Source organism: Nocardiopsis sp. RV163, from assembly GCF_001029525.1.
Classification (GTDB): domain Bacteria; phylum Actinomycetota; class Actinomycetes; order Streptosporangiales; family Streptosporangiaceae; genus Nocardiopsis; species Nocardiopsis dassonvillei.
In genome coordinates, this window is the sequence record NZ_LEKI01000056.1 from 1 (window position 1) to 17,846 (window position 17,846).

A 17,846-nucleotide genomic window follows, 5' to 3' on the forward strand; every position below is an offset into this window, starting at 1 on the left:
CCTTAGACCAGTCCCGGGACGGCCAGCTCCAGACGGCCCCCGTCCGCGTCGAGCAGGGCGGGCACCCCCAGCGGAACCGTGAGCTGGGCCGCGCAGTGCCCGAACCCCAGCCCCCACAGCACCGGCACCCCCAGCGGCTCCAGCCGGTCGCGCATCAGCTCGGCGACCACCTCCAGCCCCGGCGGGCAGTCCGTCCACGATCCCAGGGCCACCCCGGCCAGCCCGTCCGCCCACCCCGTGCGCAGCAGGTGCGTGAGCATCCGGTCGAGCCGGGCCACGTCCTCGCCGACGTCCTCCAGCAGCAGGATGCCGCCGGAGCCCGACAGGCGGCTGTGCGGCGTGGCCAGACCGTCGTTGAGCAGGCTCAGGTTCCCGCCGAACGTCACCCCCTCGGCCCGCCCCGGCACCAGCGCGTGCGCGCCCGGCGAGGTCAGCACTGTCCGCCGCTCGGGCTCGAACAGGGTGGCGCGCAGCTCCTCCTGGGCCACCGGATCACCCACGAAGTACCCCGTGCCGACCACGGGCCCGTGCACCGTGGCCACGCCCAGCTCCACCGCGAACGCCTCGTGCAGCGCCGTGATGTCGCTGAACCCGACCAGCGCCTTGGGCTCGGCCCGGCGCATCGCGCCGAAGTCCAACAGGTCCACCGTCCGGTACGCCCCGTCGCCGCCGCGCACGCACAGCACCGCGTCCACGTCGGGGTCGCACCAGGCCTCCTGGAGGTCGGCGGCCCGCGTGGCGTCCTCCCCGGCCAGATAGGGCAGCCGCGGGTGGCGTTCGCGCACGTGCGGGGCCAGCTCCACCTCCAGCCCCCAGCCGCGCAGCGTCCCCACCGCGGCCTCCAGCCGCTCCGCGGGGACCGGGCTGCACGGGGCGACCAGACGCACCCGGTCGCCCTCCCGCAGGCGCGGCGGACGGACCAGCGCGCGCACACCCCGCGCGTCCGCGACCCGCACCGCCGCGTCCGCCGCCTCGGTCATCGCCTCTCCCACCTGGGCCCTCTCCCTCGCTCGCACGCCACCGGACGCGACGCCTCTCCCCACCACTGCTGCTCGGACACTCCGCGACCGGGCCCTTCGGGGCCGCGTCTCGCGGAGCCCGCCCCTCTCCGGTCCCAGCCTCGCAGCCGACCAGGGGTTTCGCCGTTCAGGCACGCAGGAAGGTGTCCAGCGCGCGCACCCCGAAGCGCAGCCCCTCCAGCGGCACCCGCTCGTCCACGCCGTGCAGCAGACCCGAGTAGTCCAGGCCCTCGGGCTGGGCCAGGGGCGAGAAGCCGTAGCAGTCGACGCCCAGCCGGGAGAACACCTTGGCGTCGGTTCCACCCGAGAGGCACACCGGCACCACGTGGGCCCCCGGGTCGTGCAGCAGCAGGGCCTCGCGCAGCTCCGCGAACGCGGGGGAGTCCACGGGTGCGGACACCGGCGGCGAACCGTGCGCGTACTCCCAGGCCACCCGGTCGCCGGTGAGCTCCTCCATGACCGCGGCGAACTGCTCCTCCGCGCCGGGCAGCACCCGGCCGTCCACACCGGCCGTGGCCTCCCCGGGCACCACGTTCACCTTGTACCCGGCCGAGAACATCGTGGGCGTCGCGCTGTTGCGCGTGGTCGGGCCGATCAGCGGCGCGGCCGTCCCCAAGCTGGCGACCAGGGAGTCCACCGCCTCCGCGGTCTCCGTGTCACCGGGGAAGCGCTCCACCTCCAGGGCCGCGGCGATCGCGTCGATCGCCGCCCGTGTGACGGGGGTCAGGTGCAGCGGCCACTCGTAGCCGTCGATCCGGGCCAGGGCCGCGGCCAGGGCGCCGATCGCGTTGTCGCGCGGCGGCCGGGAGCCGTGCCCGGCCGTGCCCCGGGCCCGCAGGCTCAGCCAGGCGCTGCCGCGCTCGGCCGCGCCCACGGGGTACAGACGCACCGGCTCCCCGGAGGCCGTGCGGGCGTGGACGGTCTCCCCGCCGCCCTCACCGATCGCGGTGGTACAGCCCTCGAACAGCTCGGCGTGCTCGCGGACCAGGTAATCGGCGCCGTAGGCGGCGCTGTCCTCCTCGTCGGCGACGAATGCCAGCACGATGTCGCGCCGGGGCCGCAGCCCGTGGCGCGCCCAGTGGCGCACCACGGCGGTGACCGTGGCGACGGTGTTCTTCATGTCCACCGCGCCGCGCCCCCACAGCGCGGGCACCCCCGTGACGGGGCAGTCGGCCACCTCACCGGCGAAGGGGGGCAGCGTCCAGTCGGCCGCGTCGGCGGGCACCACGTCCAGGTGGCCGTGCACCAGCAGCGCCGGGGCCGAGGGGTCGGTGCCGGGAACGCGCACGACCACGTTCGCCCGCCGGGGCGCCGACTCCAGCAGCAGAGGGTCCAGCCCGGCGTCGCCCAGGGCCTCGGCCACGTACTCGGCGGCCTCGCGCTCGTCGCCCTGCCCGCCCCCGTGGTTGGTGGAGTCGCGGCGGACGAGTCCCCGTGCCAGGTGGACGGCGTCCTCCCCGGCCGCCGCGAGGCCGTCGGCCCCTTCCGGGAAGCCGTCGGTTCTGTTCGGGAAGGAAGTGGCGATGTGGCCCACGGGCGCGCCTCGCTCTCGCTGAGGTGTCAGTAACGGGGGAGGACCTTGGTGGCCAGTGGTGACGAAGTGGTGCTCCCCGGCACAGTTCTACCAGCCCCGTCCGCCGCGCTCCGGCATTCCCGGACGGCGGTCCCGCGGCCCCCGCCCCGGCCTCAGCCGTAGCGCTCCTCCATGGCGTTGGAGATCAGCGTGGTGACCGCCTTGAAGCAGCGGATCATCTCGTAGGCGTCCGGGGAGACGTAGCGGACGCGCCGCACCCCCGTGCGCGTGACGCCGGGGACGACGGCGGCGGCCTGGGCCAACTGCGCGGAGTCCACCTCCACCTCCACGGCACGGGGCCCGGGCGCGACCGGGTCGAGCCGCCCGGCCAGCGCCATGGCTGCGCGCGCCCCGGCCCGGATGCCCCGCGCGGTCGCGGCCGGGGGACGGCAGCGGGCGGCGTACCGGCTGACGTGCTCCTTGACCGCGACCGTGCGCGCGAACGGGGCGTAGGCCGCGGCGTCCTCGCAGGCGCGGTCGTCCCCCGTGACCAGGATGACCGGGGTGCCGTACTCGGCGACCACCGCGGCGTTGAGGCGGCCCTCGCTGGCGGGTTCGCCGTCCAGCCACACACCGGTCACCGCGTTGGGCAGATAGGTGTGCGCGAGCACGCCCTCGTCACCGGCGCCGCAGTGGTAGCCCAGGAAGACCACGCCGTCGCAGTCGCCGGACTGCACGCCCTCGACCATGGACAACTCCTTGTGCCGTCCCGTGATCATCGTGGCGTCGGTGTTGAGTTCCTCCAGCAGGAGGTTGCGCATGGTCGCGTGCGCCTCGTTGACCAGCACCTCGGTGGCGCCGCCCTCCAGCAGGCCCTCGACGGCGGCGTTGACGTCGCTGGTGAACATGGCGCGGCAGCGCTGCCACTGCTCGGTACCGGGCTCGACGTCGGCGGGCCAGGTGACGCCCGTGGCGCCCTCCATGTCGGCGGAGATGAGGATCTTCACCCGCACGACCCTACGCCCCGGACCCCTCCCGGGGCCACGCTCGGACGCCGCGCCCCGTCCGGGGGCACGGGCGGGACGCGGCGGCGGTCACGGCAGGGTGAGGATCTCCGCACCGGACTCGGTGATGACCAGGGTGTGCTCGAACTGGGCGGTCCACCTGCGGTCGGCCGTCACGGCCGTCCAGCCGTCGTCCCACATGTCGTACTCCACGCCGCCGAGCGTGATCATCGGCTCGATCGTGAAGGTCATCCCCGGCTCCATGACGGTGTCCGCGCGCGGGTCGTCGTAGTGCGGCACCACCAGACCCGAGTGGAACTCCGGCCCCACACCGTGCCCGGTGAAGTCGCGGACCACGCCGTAGCCGAAGCGCTTGGCGTAGGACTCGATGACCCGCCCGATCACGTTGATCCGGCGGCCAGGCCGGCACGCCTTGATCGCGCGCATCGTGGCCTCGCGGGTGCGCTCGACCAGCAGCCGGTGCTCCTCGGAGACGTTCCCGGCCAGGAAGGTGGCGTTGGTGTCGCCGTGCACACCGTCCCGGTAGGCGGTGATGTCGATGTTGACGATGTCGCCGTCGGAGACCACGGTGTCGTCGGGGATGCCGTGGCAGATCACCTCGTTGAGCGAGGAGCACAGCGACTTGGGGTAGCCCTTGTAGCCCAGCGGGCTGGGGTAGGCCCCGTGGTCCATCAGGAACTCGTGGCCGATCCGGTCCAGCTCGTCGGTGGTCACCCCGGGCCGGACGCTGCGGCCGACCTCCTCCAGGGCCTGGGCCGCCAGCCGTCCCACCACGCGCATCCGCTCGATGGTCTCGGGGGTCTGCACGTCGCCCAGGACCCCCTCCACCGGGTGCTTCCGTCCGACGTACTCCGGGCGGACGATGTGGGAGGGGACCGAACGTTGTGGCGAGATGCGCCCAGGAACCAGCGGAGTAGTCATGGACACTGATTGTAGTTCGCGGGTCGGCCACGCGGTCCTGGACGACGTGCCTGCCCCTCCGCGGGTGTAGGGGACGTCCGGGCCTGGGTAGATGCCCACAGAAGCACGTTCCCGTCGGGGCGGCGTCCCGTAGAAAGCGAGTCACGGTGAGCGAGGACACTCAGCTGGACGGCAAGTGGTGGTACTGCCTCAGGCACAACCGGGTGGAGCACGGCCCCGGATGCCCGAACAAGGAGCGACTGGGCCCCTACCCGGACGAGGCCACCGCCGCCAGCGCGCTGGCCATCGCCGCCCGGCGCAACGAGGCCTGGGACGAAGCCGACGAGGAGGACCGGTGATCCGCGCCCAAGCGCGCTCCGGACCACCCCGCCGCGCCGTGCCGGGGAAGCCTCCCGTCGACGCCTCTGACAGGATCGGCGCATGACTGAACAGAGCACACCCGCGGGCGCGGACGTCGCCGGGCTGTCCGTCGCCGTCCTGGGCGGGACCGGGGACCAGGGCCGGGGCCTGGCCCGCCGCCTCGCCCTGGCCGGGCACACCGTCCACCTCGGCTCCCGCAGCGCCGAGCGCGCCGGAAAGGCCGCCCGGGAACTGGTGGAGGCCGAGGCCGCCCCGATCGACGTGCGCGGCCTGGACAACGCCGCGGCCGCCGCCGCGGGCGACGTCGTCATCGTCGCCGTGCCCTGGGACGGCCACCGCGAGCTGCTGGAGCCGCTGGCCGCTCCGCTGGCGGGCAAGATCGTCGTGGACTGCGTCAACCCCCTCGGCTTCGACAAGAAGGGCCCCTTCGCCCTCGACGTCGCCGAGGGCAGCGCCGCCCAGCAGGCCGCCGAGGTGCTGCCCGACAGCCGTGTCACGGCCGCCTTCCACCACGTGTCCGCCGTGGTGCTGCTGGACCCCGACGTCGAGGAGGTGGACCTCGACGTGCTGGTCCTGGGAGAGGACCGCGAGGCCACCGACGTGGTGCGCGCCCTGGCGGAGCGGATACCCGGGGTGCGCGGCGTCTTCGGCGGCCGCCTGCGCAACGCCCGCCAGGTCGAGGCCCTGACCGCCAACCTCATCGCGGTGAACCGCCGCTACAAGACCCACGCGGGTATCCGGATCACCGGGCTGTAGCCCCGGAGCCCGTGGCCCCGAAAAAGCGCGGCCCCGGAGCGCCCGCCCGCGCACGCGTGCGGCACCGGTCCCGGTCGCGGGGACCGGCGCCGCTCCGCCGGGCGCGCTCAGCCGCCGGGGGCCCGGCCGGGGGTCAGGAGACCCACTCCTTGACCTTGCCGACCAAGGCGGCCGGGTCCTCGCCCACGGGGGTCACGTTGAGCTGGGTCACCCCGGCGGCGCGGAAGGCCTCCACGCGCTCGCGCACGTAGGACTCCGGGCCGACCATGTTGGTCAGCTCCACGAACTCCTCGGGCACGGCGGCCGCGGCCTCGTCCCTCTTCCCCGCCAGGTACAGGTCCTGGATCCTCTCGGCGGCCTCCTCGTAGCCGTAGCGGCGGGCCACCGTGTTGTAGAAGTTCTTCCCCTTGGCGCCCATGCCGCCTACGTACAGGGCGATCATCGGCCGTACGAGGTCCAGCAGCCTCTTGGTGTCCTCGTCCTCGCCGATGGCGAGCAGGCCGCCCGCGGAGACCTCCAGTTCGCCCAGGGACGGGTCGCGCCTGGCCCTCCCCTCGGCCAGCGCCCCGCCCCACACCCTGTCGGCCTTCTCGGGGATGAACAGGTGCGGGAGCCAGCCGTCGGCGATCTCGGCGGTCAGCGCCACGTTCTTCACACCCAGGGAGGCCACGTAGACGGGGATCCGGGGGCGCACGGGGTGGTTGATGATCTTGAGCGGCCTGCCTAGGCCGGTCCCCTTCTCCGGGGGCAGCGGCAGTTGGAAGACGGTGCCGTCGTGGGTGAGGCGGTCCTCGCGTGCCCAGACCTTGCGGCAGATCTCGATGGTCTCGCGGGTCCGGGCGAGCGGCTTGACGTAGGGGACGCCGTGGAAGCCCTCGACGACCTGCGGGCCGCTGGCGCCCAGGCCGAGGACGGCCCGACCGCCGGACAGGTCGTCCAGCCCGGCTGCGGTCATCGCGATGAGCGCGGGGGTGCGCGTGTACAGCGGCAGGATCGCCGAGCCGATCGCCACGGTCTCGGTGCGGGCGGCGATGTAGCCCATCAGGGTGGGGCTGTCGAACCCGTAGGCCTCGGCGACCCACACGGTGTCCAGACCGGCCTTCTCCAGTTCGACCACCTGGTCGACGGAGGCCTTGGGGTCGCCCGCGTACTGGAGCGGCATCGAGACGCGCATCTGTCCTCCCGGGAGGGCCGGACCCCCGGCCCGTCGGCGCTGGGTACGGTGCGACTCTACTCCCGAGTACGGTTCACTCCCGAGTCCGGTTCGGTCTGTCGCCCGGCTCACGGACCGCGGGTCCCGGCGCCGCACCGCCGGCCGGGGCGGACCCGACCGGCGGTGCTCACCGGTGCGCGGAGAGGAAAGGGCTCACCCCGTCCCTCAGTCGGCGTAGGAGTGGCGCTCCTCGGGGAACGCCCCGTTGACGACCTCGTCGGCGTAGGCCGAGGCCGCCTCGCGCAGCGTCTCGTGCAGGTTGGCGTAGGTCTTGACGAACTTGGCCACCTTCGGGCTCAGCCCGGCCATGTCCTGCCACACCAGCACCTGGGCGTCCGTGGACGGACCGGCGCCGATGCCCACGGTCGGGACGGACAGCTGCTCGGTCACCTGCGCGGCCAGCTCGACGGGCACGCACTCCAGCACGACCGCGAACGCGCCCGCGCGCTCCAGCTCCTTGGCGTCCTTGAGCAGTCCGGCCGCGGCCTCCCCGCGGCCCTGCACCCGGTAACCGCCCAGGGTGTTCACCGACTGGGGAGTCAGGCCCACGTGCGCCATCACCGGAACACCAGCCGAGACCAGCAGCTCCACCTGGGGCGCCACCGCGTGGCCGCCCTCCAGCTTCACCGCCTGGGCCCCGCCCTCCTTCATGAACCGCGTGGCCGCCTCCAGCGCCTGCCGGGCAGAGGCCTGGTAGGAGCCGAACGGCAGGTCCGCCACGACGAGCGCCCGCCGGGTGGAGCGCGACACCGCCGCGGTCAGCGGGAGGAGTTCGTCCACCGTCACCGGGACGGTGGTGTCGTAGCCGTAGACGACGTTGGCCGCCGAGTCGCCGACCAGCAGGACCGGGATGCCGGCCTCGTCGAAGACCCGCGCGGTGAGCGCGTCGTAGGCGGTCAGCATCGGCCAGCGCTCGCCGCGCCCCTTTGCGGCGGCCAGGTCGCGGATGGTGACGCGTCGGTTGGTGACCCCGCCGTACAGGGCGTTTCCTGTCGGCGCCCCGGTCGGGGCGAGGGGCTTTCCTGTGGTGCTCATGTGCTATCCCTCCGTTGTCTCGAAGCACCTCGCGGGTGTCTCCGGACATGTGGACGAATGGTGTTTTCGCGCTCGTGCGCTGGGCGGCCGAGGGGCCGCGGGAGGTCCCGCGAGGGGGACCGGGCGGGTGCGGGAGGAGGCGGGAACCGGCGTACGCGGACGACCGGGCGCGGCCACCGCACGCAAGCATCATCGCATGCCCGCTCCGCGCCTCCCCGCACCGGATGCAACCCGGTCCGGCCTTCGGATGTTTCCCGGCGGAAGCGCTGGCGCCCTTCCCGGGAGCGGCCCGCGTCCCCGCCGCAACATCCCTGGAGGCGGCCGGCGCCTTTCCGCCGGAACCGGCCCGAACTCGGCCGACACACCGTTCGCGGCTCCCCGAAGCAGGTGGTCGGCGCGGTTCGCGGGTACGGTCCGATCGGCGTGAGTTTCGGTGGGACCCGGCGGTGGAGGTGGGTTGGTGGACGCGCAGACGGCGTACCGGCGCAGGTGGGGCGGGCTGGCGGTCCTGATCATCTGCCTGCTGGTGATCGTGGCCGACAACACGATCCTCAACGTGGCGCTGCGTGTGCTGTCCGACCCCGGTCGGGGCCTGGGCGCCAGCCAGTCGCAGCTGGCCTGGGCGATCAACTCCTACACCCTGGTCTTCGCGGGCCTGCTGTTCACCTTCGGCGTGCTCGGCGACCGGTGGGGGCGCCGCCGCATGATCGTGGTGGGGCTGACGGTGTTCGGCGCGGCCTCGGCGCTGTCGGCCTACTCCCAGACCCCCGAACAGCTCATCCTGGCCCGCGCGGTCATGGGGTTCGGCGCCTCCATGGTGACGCCGCAGACCCTGTCGATCATCGCGAACGTCTTCCCGCCCGAACAGCGCGCACGCGCCATCGGGATCTGGGCGGGCGCGGTCGGACTGGCGATGGCCATCGGCCCCTCGGCGGGCGGGCTGCTGCTGGAGAACTTCTGGTGGGGGTCGATCTTCCTCGTCAACGTGCCCTTCGTGGCGCTGGGCCTGGCACTGGTGTTCTTCCTGATCCCCGAGTCGCGCGACGCCGACCCCGGAAGGCTGGACGTGCTCGGGGTGCTGCTGTCCGTCCCCGGCCTGGTGCTGCTCATCTACGGCATCATCACCGCGGGCGAGCGGGCCTCCCTGGCGGACTGGGACGTGTACAGCGCGCTCATAGGCGGTGCCGTGGTGCTGGTGCTCTTCCTGGTGCACGAGTCGCGCGCGCCCAACCCCTCCCTGGACGTGCGCTTCTTCCGCGACCCGCGGTTCAGCGTCTCCGTGGCCACCATCATGGTGCTGTTCTTCAGCATGTCCGGGATCATCTTCTTCCTGAGCTTCTACTGGCAGAGCGTCCGCGAGTTCTCCCCGTTCGTCGCGGGCCTGCTGGTGCTGCCCGCCGCACTGGGGCAGATGATCATGGCGCCGCTCAGCCCGACGCTCGTGCGCTGGGCGGGGCCGCGCGTCGTCGCCGCGGCCGGTGTGCTGGGCGTGTGCTCCAGCTTCCTCTTCTTCACCCAGCTCGAACCGGACACGCCGCTGCCGCTGATCGTCGGCTTCTTCTTCCTCCAGGCCGCTGCGATGGCCGTGGTCCTGACCCCCGCCACCGACGCGATCATGTCGTCGGTGCCGCCGGGCAGGGCCGGAGCCGCCTCCGCCGTGCAGAACACGGTCCGGCAGGTGGCCACGGCGATGGGCGTCGCGATCCTGGGCGCGGTCATCTCCTTCCGGTACCGGGCGGGGATCACACCCACCCTGGAGGAGGTCGCCGACGAGGGCTCGACGGGTGTGACGGACCAGCGGCTGCGGTCGGCGGGGGAATCGATCGAGGGCACCCTGGCGCTGGCCCGGAGCCTGGGGGAGCGGGGGAGGGTCCTGGTGGAGCCCGCCAAGGAGGCGTTCATGACGGGGCTGCACACGGCGGCGACGGTGTCGCTGTGCTTCGGGGTTGTCGGGCTGGTCGTGATCCTGATCTGGATGCCTCGCGAGACCGGGCGCCACCGGTCCCCGGACGCCGGGGACGACGACGGTTCCTCCGAGGGGGCCGAGCCCGTTCCCGGCCGGGGGGAGCGGTGACCGGGGCCGGTCCCCTACGTTGAACACATGCGCCTGACCGCCTTCACCGACGTCTCCCTGCGCTTGGTCATGCGGCTCGCGGTCGCGGACGAGGGCGAACTCCTCACCACCAGGGCCGTCGCCGCGATGCTCTCCGTGCCCTACACGCACATGGCCAAGGCCGTGGCGCGGCTGTCCGACATGGGACTGGTGGAGGCGCGGCGCGGCCGCAACGGCGGGCTGCTCCTGACCGGGAGCGGGCGGCGGGCCTCGGTCGGGTCCATCGTGCGCGAACTGGAGGGGGCGGGGGAACTCGTGGGGTGCGAGGACGCCCCGCCCTGCCCGCTGCGCACCGCCTGCCGCCTGCGCGGCGCGCTGAGGGAGGCGCACGAGGCGTTCTACGCCTCGCTCGACGGCGTCACCGTGGAGTCACTGGTGTCCCCGCCCACGCGCGACGCGCTGACCCTGCTGCGCCCGTAGGGCCGGAGGCGGCGCTCCGGCCGCTGTCCGCCCGTGGCCGTCCCCACCTGGCCTCTCCGCGTGGGAACGACCCCGGAGGAGGGGGCCGTGAGGGCGGATTTAATATGCATTTCAGATACCAGTTTTGATCCGAGACGCCCTCTCCGAAGCGAGGTCGAATGCTCTCCGCCGAGTCAGCCGCCACCGTCCGGGCCACGGTCCCCGCCGTGGCCGGAGCCCTGGACACCATCACCGCCCGCTTCTACGACACGATGCTCGGTGAGCGCCCCGAACTCCTCGACGGCCTGTTCAACCGGGGCAACCAGGCCTCGGGCGAACAGCGCAGGGCCCTGGCCGGGTCGATCGCCGCCTTCGCCACCCTCCTCCTGGAGCACCCGGACGAGCGCCCCGACGCCCTCCTCTCCCGAATCGCCCACAAGCACGTCTCCCTCGGGGTCACCGAGGACCAGTACGTCATCGTGCACAAGTACCTCTTCGACGCCATCGCCTCCACCCTCGGGGACGCGGCCACCCCCGCCGTACTCATGGCCTGGGACGAGGTCTACTGGCTCATGTCCGGAGCCCTCATCGCACTGGAGGCCCGCCTGTACGCCGGGCGCGGGCGCACCGGGCGCGGCGTGTGGCGCCCCTGGCGGGTCACGCGGCGCCGCCAGGAGACCCCCGACACCGCCTCCCTCACCCTCGAACCGGAGGACGGCGGCCCGCTCCCCGCCTTCCTGCCCGGCCAGTACGTCAGCGTCCGCACGCGCATGCCCGACGGCGTCCGCCAGGCCCGTCAGTACTCCCTGACCGGCGGGGACGGCGGGAGCCGCCGCATCACCGTCAAGCGCCTGCGCGCCGTCGGGGCCGGTCCGGCGGGGGAGGTCTCCACCCTGCTGCACGACACCGTCGTCCCGGGCGACGTCCTCATGGTCTCCACCCCCGCGGGCGACGTGACCCTGTCCGAGGGAGACCGTCCACTCGTGCTGGTCTCGGCCGGGATCGGCTGCACGCCGATGGTTGCCGTGCTGAACCGGCTAGCCGAGCAGGGGAGCGACCGCAGGGTCCTGGTCCTGCACGCCGACCGCAGCCCCGGGGAACACGCCCACCGTGAGGAGACCGCGGCCCTGGTCGGGGCGCTGCCCGGCGCGACCGCCCGGACCTGGTACGAGAACGGTGTGGACTGGGAGGACGGCGCGGGGGGCGTCGAAGGCGGAGCTGGCGGCGGTGCCGAGGGCGGTCGGGGCGACGGCGGCATCGTCCCCGGGCTGATGGACCTGGACGGGATGGACCTGCCCGAGGGCGCTGAGGTCTACCTGTGCGGGCCGCTGCCGTTCATGCGCAAGCTGCGCGGTCAGTTGCTCTCCGCCGGGGTGCCCGCCCGCCGCATCCGCTACGAGGTGTTCGGCCCCGACCTGTGGCTGGGCGAGGCCTGAGCGGTCGGGTGTGCTCTGAGGGGGCCGGAGGGCGGCTGGGATGTTCCTGCTTCCTTGCGACGCTCGGCCCGCCGATAGTGGCCGGGGCGGCGGCGCCCGCTGCCGCGTAAGCGGCCCGGGACGGCGGCCAACGCTTGACGTCGGCGGGTGGTGGGGCTCTGCTGCGTCGGCACCGAAGGCGGCACCGGAGGCGGCGGTGATGGCGGGCCCCGGGCGGCGCGACCGGCCCCCGTGGCGAGGGCGCGCGAGGGCGCCCGCCTTCCGGTGGCCGCTCCCGCCTTCGGCGCCGCTCTTCGCCGGTAGCCCGCACCCCCGCCCGGCGTCCACCGCTTTCGGCCGTCCGCGCCCTTTCACGGCAGTTGGCGCGCTTTCGTCACCGCCGCCGACCCCCGCCAGGAATGGTGCGGGGAGGGGCCCTGCGGCCGCCCCCTCCCCGCACCTCGGTTCTTTATGCCCGGTGAGGCGCTTCAGGGCATGCCAGAACTTCCGCTGGTGGGGTCCCCCCTATTTCCAGGAAACCATCACCGCGCCACCCGCGACCAGACCCGACTCCCGCCTGTGGAGGACCGGGGGTCACAAGCCGAGGGATATGCCAACCGGTGGCTCCCGGACCCGACCACATCCGCCGCGCACCCGCCCACACAGGCTCCACACCCGCTTCTCAGCCCAGGCCCGGTCCGAGCCGTGGGTCAGGGCGGCGGACGGGACACGTCGTCCACAGGGGGTCTGCGAGTGTCGCGGGAAAGCCGTAGGCTCAGGAGTCACCACCTGTCCACCGACCCTCCTGGGGGCACCCGAGCCATGGCCGACTCCTTCGCCCATCTGCACGTCCACACCGAGTACTCGATGCTCGACGGGGCCGCCAAACTCAAGCCCCTCTTCAAGGAGGCGTCGCGGCTGGGCATGCCCGCGGTCGCGATGACCGACCACGGCAACATGTTCGGGGCCTACGAGTTCTACCAGCAGTCGAAGGGCACCGGTGTCACACCGATCATCGGCATCGAGGCCTACGTCGCACCCGAGTCGCGCTTCCACAAGAAGCGGGTCTTCTGGGGTCGGTCCAGCGGCTCCGACGACGCCTCGGCAGAGGGTGGCAAGGACATCTCCGGCGGCGGCCGCTACCTGCACATGACCATGCTGGCGCAGAACGAGAAGGGCCTGCGCAACCTGTTCCGGATGTCCTCGCTGGCGTCCATGGAGGGCTACTACATGAAGCCCCGCATGGACCTGGAGCTGATGTCGGAGTACAGCGAGGGCATCATCGTCTCCACCGGCTGCCCCTCGGGAGGCGTGCAGACGCGGCTGCGGCTGGGCCAGGAGAAGGAGGCCGTCGCCTACGCGGCCGGGCTCCAGGACATCTTCGGCAGGGAGAACGTCTTCCTGGAGCTGATGGACCACGGCGTGCCCATCGAGAAGGAGGTCCGCGACGGCCTGCTCAGGGTCGGCCGCGAGCTGGACATCCCGCCGCTGGTGACCAACGACTCCCACTACGTGTACGAGTCCCAGGCCTCGGCGCACGACGCCCTGCTGGCGGTGGGGGTGGGCAAGAACCTGGACGACCCCACCCGCTTCCGGTTCAACGGGTCGGGCTACTACCTCAAGACCGCGGAGGAGATGCGCGGCATCCTCAACTTCGAGGAGTGGGAGCAGGGGTGCAGGAACACCCTGCTGGTGGCTGAGCGCGTCGACCCGGGCGCCTACGACGCGGTGTTCGCCCACCGCGACCTGATGCCGGTCTTCCCCGTGCCCGAGGGAGAGACCCAGGCCTCCTGGCTGGCCAAGGAGGTCGAACGGCTCCTGCCCACCCGCTACCCGGACGGGATCAACGGCGACATCCGGCAGCGGGTCGACTTCGAGCTCGGCATCATCAACGAGATGGGCTTCCCCGCCTACTTCCTCGTGGTCGCCGACATCTGCCAGTACGCGCGCAAGAACGGCATCGCGCTGGGCCCGGGGCGCGGTTCGGCGGCGGGGTCGATGATCGCCTACGTCCTGGGCATCACCGACCTGGACCCGCTGGAGCACGGGCTGCTGTTCGAGCGGTTCCTCAACCCCGAGCGCGTCACCATGCCCGATGTCGACCTGGACTTCGACGAGCGTCGGCGCGGGGAGATGATCGAGTACGTCACCCGCCTGTACGGCGCCGAGCGCGTCGCGCAGATCCTGACCTTCGGCACCATCAAGGCCAAGGCCGCGGTCAAGGACTCCACGCGCATCCTTGGCATGCCCTACTCGGTGGGCGACCAGATCACCAAGGCCTTCCCCGCCGCGGTCGGCGGCAAGGAGATCCCGCTGGAGGCGGTGACCAACACCGAGCACGAGCGCTACGGCGAGACCACCGAGCTGCGCGGCCTCATCGACAACGACGCGCAGGTCGCCAAGGTGATGGAGACCGCGCGCGGTATCGAGGGCCTGACCCGCGGCACGGGCGTGCACGCCGCGGGCGTCATCCTGTCCAAGGAACCCCTGCTCGACGTCATCCCGCTGCACAAACGCGACACCGACGGCGCCATCATCACGGGCTTTCCCTACCCTCAGTGCGAGGACATGGGCCTGCTCAAGATGGACTTCCTGGGCCTGCGCAACCTCACGATCATGGACGACGCGGTCAAGTCCATCAAGGAGGCCGAGGGGATCGACATCGACCTCGGCAAGCTCTCCCTGGACGACAGGAAGACCTACCAGCTCCTCTCGCGCGGCGACACCCTGGGCGTCTTCCAGCTTGACGGCGGCGCGATGCGCAACCTGCTCAAGCGTATGGAGCCCAAGAAGTTCGGCGACATCGCGGCCGTGCTGTCGCTGTATCGGCCGGGTCCGATGGCCGCGAACGCGCACAACGACTACGCCGACCGCTCGAACGGCCGCCAGGAGGTCACCCCGATCCACCCGGAGCTCAAGGACGCTCTGGAGCCGATCCTGGGGGAGACCTTCCACCTGCTCGTCTACCAGGAGCAGATCATGGCCATCGCGCAGCAGTTGGCCGGGTACACCCTGGGCGGCGCCGACCTGATGCGCCGCGCGATGGGCAAGAAGAAGAAGGAGGCCCTGGAGGAGGAGGAGGCCAAGTTCTTCCCCGGGGCCGAGGCCCGCGGCTTCTCCAAGGAGGCCACGCAGGCCCTGTGGGACGTCATGCTGCCCTTCGCCGGGTACGCGTTCAACAAGTCGCACGCCGCCGGGTACGCCCTGGTCTCCTACTGGACCGCCTACCTCAAGGCCAACCATCCCGCCGCCTACATGGCCGCGCTGCTGACCTCGGTCAGCGACGACAAGGACAAGATGGCGGTCTACCTGGCCGAGTGCCGGACCCAGGGCATCAAGGTGCTGCCCCCCGACGTCAACGAGTCGGGTCTGCGCTTCACCCCGGTGGGCAAGGACATCCGCTTCGGCATGGGCGCGGTCCGCAACGTCGGCGCCAACGTCGTCAACTCGATCATCAAGACCCGTACGGAGAAGGGCAAGTTCAGCTCCTTCACCGACTTCCTGTCCAAGATCGAGCTGGCGGCCTGCAACAAGCGCGTCATCGAGTCGCTGATCAAGGCGGGCGGCTTCGACTCGCTCGGCCAGCCCCGCCGCGAGCTGTACCGCCACCACGAGACGGCGGTGGACGGAATGATCAGCTCCAAGAAGCAGGAAGCGCACGGCCAGTTCGACCTGTTCGGCGGCGGTGACGACGGCGACTCCACCCCCATCGGCCTCAACATCAACTGGGGCGAGGAGGAGTGGGACCGCAAGACCAAGCTGGCATTCGAGCGGGAGATGCTGGGCCTGTACGTCTCCAGCCACCCGCTGGCCGGTGCCGAACGGGTGCTGGCCCGCTCACGCGACACCTCCATCGCCCAGATCGTGGCGGGCGAGCTGGCCCGCGAGCGCGGTGAGGTGCGCATCTCCGGCCTGATCTCCAAGGTGGACAAGCGCACCAACAAGGCGGGCAACCAGTGGGCGATTGCCACGGTCGAGGACCTGGACGCCTCGATGGAGGTGCTGTTCTTCCCCAAGACCTATCCGCTGTACGTGCAGGCCCTGCTGGAGGACACCGCGGTCACCGTCAAGGGCAGGCTCAACGATCGTGACGGCACCTGGTCGATGTTCGCCTCGGAGATGTCGATCCTGGACATCTCGCACGTCACCGAGGGGGAGCCCCCGGTGCTGCTGACGGTCGCGGAGGACCGCCTCACCCCCGAACTGGTCGGCGACCTGCGCCAGGTGCTGGCGACGCACAAGGGGGACACCCCCGTGCGGATCCGGGTGGACAACCCGGTCCGATCGCGGGTCTACGCCGTGGACCGCTACTCGGTGCGGATCTCCCCGGAGTTCAACGGCGAGGTCAAGAGCCTGCTGGGGGCCTTCGCGGTCGACTACTGACCACCGTCCCCGAACCCCGAGGTCCCCGCGCGCCCCCTAAGCGCACGGGGACCTTTTCCGTGCCCGCTCTTGCCAGGATGGAGTTAGCGATATATCTTTGAGCTATCAGAACATTAGGCGATAGTTGCTCTATATCGCACAACCCTCAGGAGGACGACACCATGAGCGCCATGGCTATTCCCGGCCCCTGGTCCTGGGAGGCGCGCGGACCGCGCCGTTCGCGCCTTCCCTGGGGCCGCCAGCCGGAGGAGGAGCGGCACGGACACCACGAACACCCCGGCCGCGGCGGTCCGCGGCGCGGCGGTGGACGGTTCGCGTTCGGCCCGCCCGGACCGCCTCCGCCCCCCGAGCAGCCGATGGGGCCGGGCCAGCCGCCCTGGGGGGGAGGGCCCTTCGCCCCCGAGCACCCGTTCGGCGGCTTCGGCCCCGGCGGTTTCGGGCCGGGCGGGGGGTTCGGCCCGGGAGGAGGCCCCGGCGGCCGACGCCGTGGCGGACACCGCGCCAAGCGGGGTGACGTGCGCACCGGCATCCTGCTGCTGCTCGCGGAGGAGCCGCGCAGCGGCTACGAGATCATCCGGGAGGGTCGCGAGCGCAGCGGCGGCATGTGGCGGCCCAGCCCGGGCTCGGTCTACCCCATGCTCCAGCAACTGGAGGACGAGGGCCTGGTCGTCCAGCAGGAGGGCGAGGGGCGGCGGCGCCCCTACCGGCTCACCGAGGAGGGCATCGCCCACCTGGAGGAGCACGGCGCCGACCTCACCCCGCCCTGGGAGGCGGTCGCCGACGCCTACGCCGACAGCCGGTCCCGGTACGAGGAGGTCGCGGCCCTGGCCCACCAGCTCACCGCGGCCGCGGCGCAGGTCGCCCAGGCGGGCAGCGCCGACCAGTTGGAGCGGGCCAAACGGCTCCTGGCCGAGACCCGGCGGGGCCTCTACCTCATCCTCGCCGAGGAGGAGGCTGTCGGCAGCGCCTCCGCTCCGGGGGACGACGAGGACTGAGGCACCGGGTGCCGACCGGTGACGTCGACGGCGCGGGGGCCCGGGAGCGCGAACACGGCCCCGGGCCCCCGCCGGTCGGCGCCCCCTTCGGCCGGTTCCGGCATCCGACCGGACGCGGGGCCCGCCCCCGACGGCGCGGACTACTCGCCCCTCGTCCCGTCGGCGAGCTCGCGCAGGACGTCCAGATGGCCGGTGTGGCGGGCGGTCTCCTCGAACATGTGCACCAGCACCCACCGCAGCGTGGTGTGCCCCTCGCCGCTGTGCGCGCGCCGCGAGCCCGAACCCAGGTCCAGCCGGGCGGTGATCTCCCGGGAGCGGGCGCACCGGGTCTCGTACTCCTCCAGGAGCCGCTCCAAGGGGACCTCCCCGCCCCGGCGCCACTCGGCGTCGGGGTCCCCCGGTGTGGCGTAGCCCTCGTCGGGCGGCCCCAGCAGGACCACCTCGAACCAGGCGCGCTCCACTCAGCGCGGATGGGAGACGACGGCGCCCGCGCTCAGCAGCGGGGACGTCGGCGGGGGAGTGGCGGCGGCGTGTTCGGGGGACAGCCCGGCGCACTTGGCGTGGACCGTGGCGCGGTGCCAGTCCAGCCGACTGGTGAGCATGGTGCGCTCGTCAGCGGCCTTCGGCGGCTCGACACGCTGGGGACCGGGGACGGCGAGGGGGCTGTGCTCGTCACTCATACCGGTATTCTCCGTTCCG

General features: G+C 72.5%; 13 protein-coding genes and 1 pseudogene. 7 read left to right on the forward strand and 7 right to left on the reverse strand.

Annotated features, from left to right (window positions below):
* Positions 1–2: 2 nt before the first annotated feature.
* The 4 genes from ABD54_RS12360 to map form a co-directional block, all read right to left on the reverse strand.
* On the reverse strand, positions 3–980 hold the full coding sequence (locus tag ABD54_RS12360) for an LD-carboxypeptidase (RefSeq protein ID WP_047869610.1): 978 nt from the start codon (positions 978–980) through the stop codon (positions 3–5).
* Between the two features lie 166 nt (positions 981–1,146).
* Positions 1,147–2,553, reverse strand: a complete 1,407-nt coding sequence (locus ABD54_RS12365) for a M20/M25/M40 family metallo-hydrolase (protein WP_047869611.1) — start codon at positions 2,551–2,553, stop codon at positions 1,147–1,149.
* A gap of 152 nt (positions 2,554–2,705) precedes the next feature.
* Complete coding sequence (locus ABD54_RS12370; protein ID WP_047869634.1) at positions 2,706–3,539, reverse strand: M55 family metallopeptidase; 834 nt, start codon at positions 3,537–3,539, stop codon at positions 2,706–2,708.
* 87 nt (positions 3,540–3,626) lie between these two features.
* A complete protein-coding gene (gene map, locus ABD54_RS12375) occupies positions 3,627–4,478 on the reverse strand; it encodes a type I methionyl aminopeptidase (protein ID WP_235432046.1) in 852 nt (283 codons plus the stop codon).
* A 146-nt stretch (positions 4,479–4,624) separates the two neighbouring features.
* On the opposite strand from map, the gene ABD54_RS12380 reads away from it, so the two are divergent.
* Together ABD54_RS12380 and npdG are read left to right on the forward strand one after the other, a co-directional pair.
* Positions 4,625–4,816, forward strand: coding sequence for a hypothetical protein (locus ABD54_RS12380; RefSeq protein ID WP_047869613.1), 192 nt, complete (start codon positions 4,625–4,627; stop codon positions 4,814–4,816).
* A gap of 82 nt (positions 4,817–4,898) precedes the next feature.
* Entirely contained in the window at positions 4,899–5,594 is a 696-nt protein-coding gene (gene npdG / locus ABD54_RS12385) for an NADPH-dependent F420 reductase (RefSeq protein ID WP_047869614.1), read from the forward strand.
* A gap of 133 nt (positions 5,595–5,727) precedes the next feature.
* Here the strand turns inward: npdG and ABD54_RS12390 are convergent, their stop codons facing one another.
* A complete protein-coding gene (locus tag ABD54_RS12390) occupies positions 5,728–6,768 on the reverse strand; it encodes an LLM class F420-dependent oxidoreductase (RefSeq protein WP_047869615.1) in 1,041 nt (346 codons plus the stop codon).
* Positions 6,769–6,972: 204 nt separating this feature from the next.
* The gene (gene panB, locus ABD54_RS12395) at positions 6,973–7,842 is read right to left on the reverse strand and encodes a 3-methyl-2-oxobutanoate hydroxymethyltransferase (protein WP_047869616.1); all 870 of its coding nucleotides are present in this window, start codon (positions 7,840–7,842) and stop codon (positions 6,973–6,975) included.
* 457 nt (positions 7,843–8,299) lie between these two features.
* On the opposite strand from panB, the gene ABD54_RS12400 reads away from it, so the two are divergent.
* From ABD54_RS12400 to ABD54_RS12420, 5 genes are all read left to right on the forward strand, one after another.
* A complete protein-coding gene (locus ABD54_RS12400) occupies positions 8,300–9,916 on the forward strand; it encodes an MFS transporter (protein WP_047869617.1) in 1,617 nt (538 codons plus the stop codon).
* Between the two features lie 27 nt (positions 9,917–9,943).
* The gene (locus tag ABD54_RS12405; RefSeq protein WP_047869618.1) at positions 9,944–10,375 is read left to right on the forward strand and encodes an Rrf2 family transcriptional regulator; all 432 of its coding nucleotides are present in this window, start codon (positions 9,944–9,946) and stop codon (positions 10,373–10,375) included.
* Positions 10,376–10,533: 158 nt separating this feature from the next.
* Positions 10,534–11,790 (forward strand): globin domain-containing protein, encoded by a 1,257-nt coding sequence (locus ABD54_RS12410; RefSeq protein WP_047869619.1) that lies wholly within the window; start codon positions 10,534–10,536, stop codon positions 11,788–11,790.
* A gap of 801 nt (positions 11,791–12,591) precedes the next feature.
* A complete protein-coding gene (gene dnaE / locus ABD54_RS12415; protein WP_047869620.1) occupies positions 12,592–16,152 on the forward strand; it encodes a DNA polymerase III subunit alpha in 3,561 nt (1,186 codons plus the stop codon).
* A 161-nt stretch (positions 16,153–16,313) separates the two neighbouring features.
* Positions 16,314–17,147 (forward strand): PadR family transcriptional regulator, encoded by an 834-nt coding sequence (locus tag ABD54_RS12420; protein ID WP_047869621.1) that lies wholly within the window; start codon positions 16,314–16,316, stop codon positions 17,145–17,147.
* A gap of 140 nt (positions 17,148–17,287) precedes the next feature.
* Here ABD54_RS12420 and ABD54_RS12425 read toward each other — a convergent pair.
* Positions 17,288–17,827, reverse strand: a pseudogene (locus ABD54_RS12425) (DinB family protein).
* Positions 17,828–17,846 lie beyond the last annotated feature (19 nt).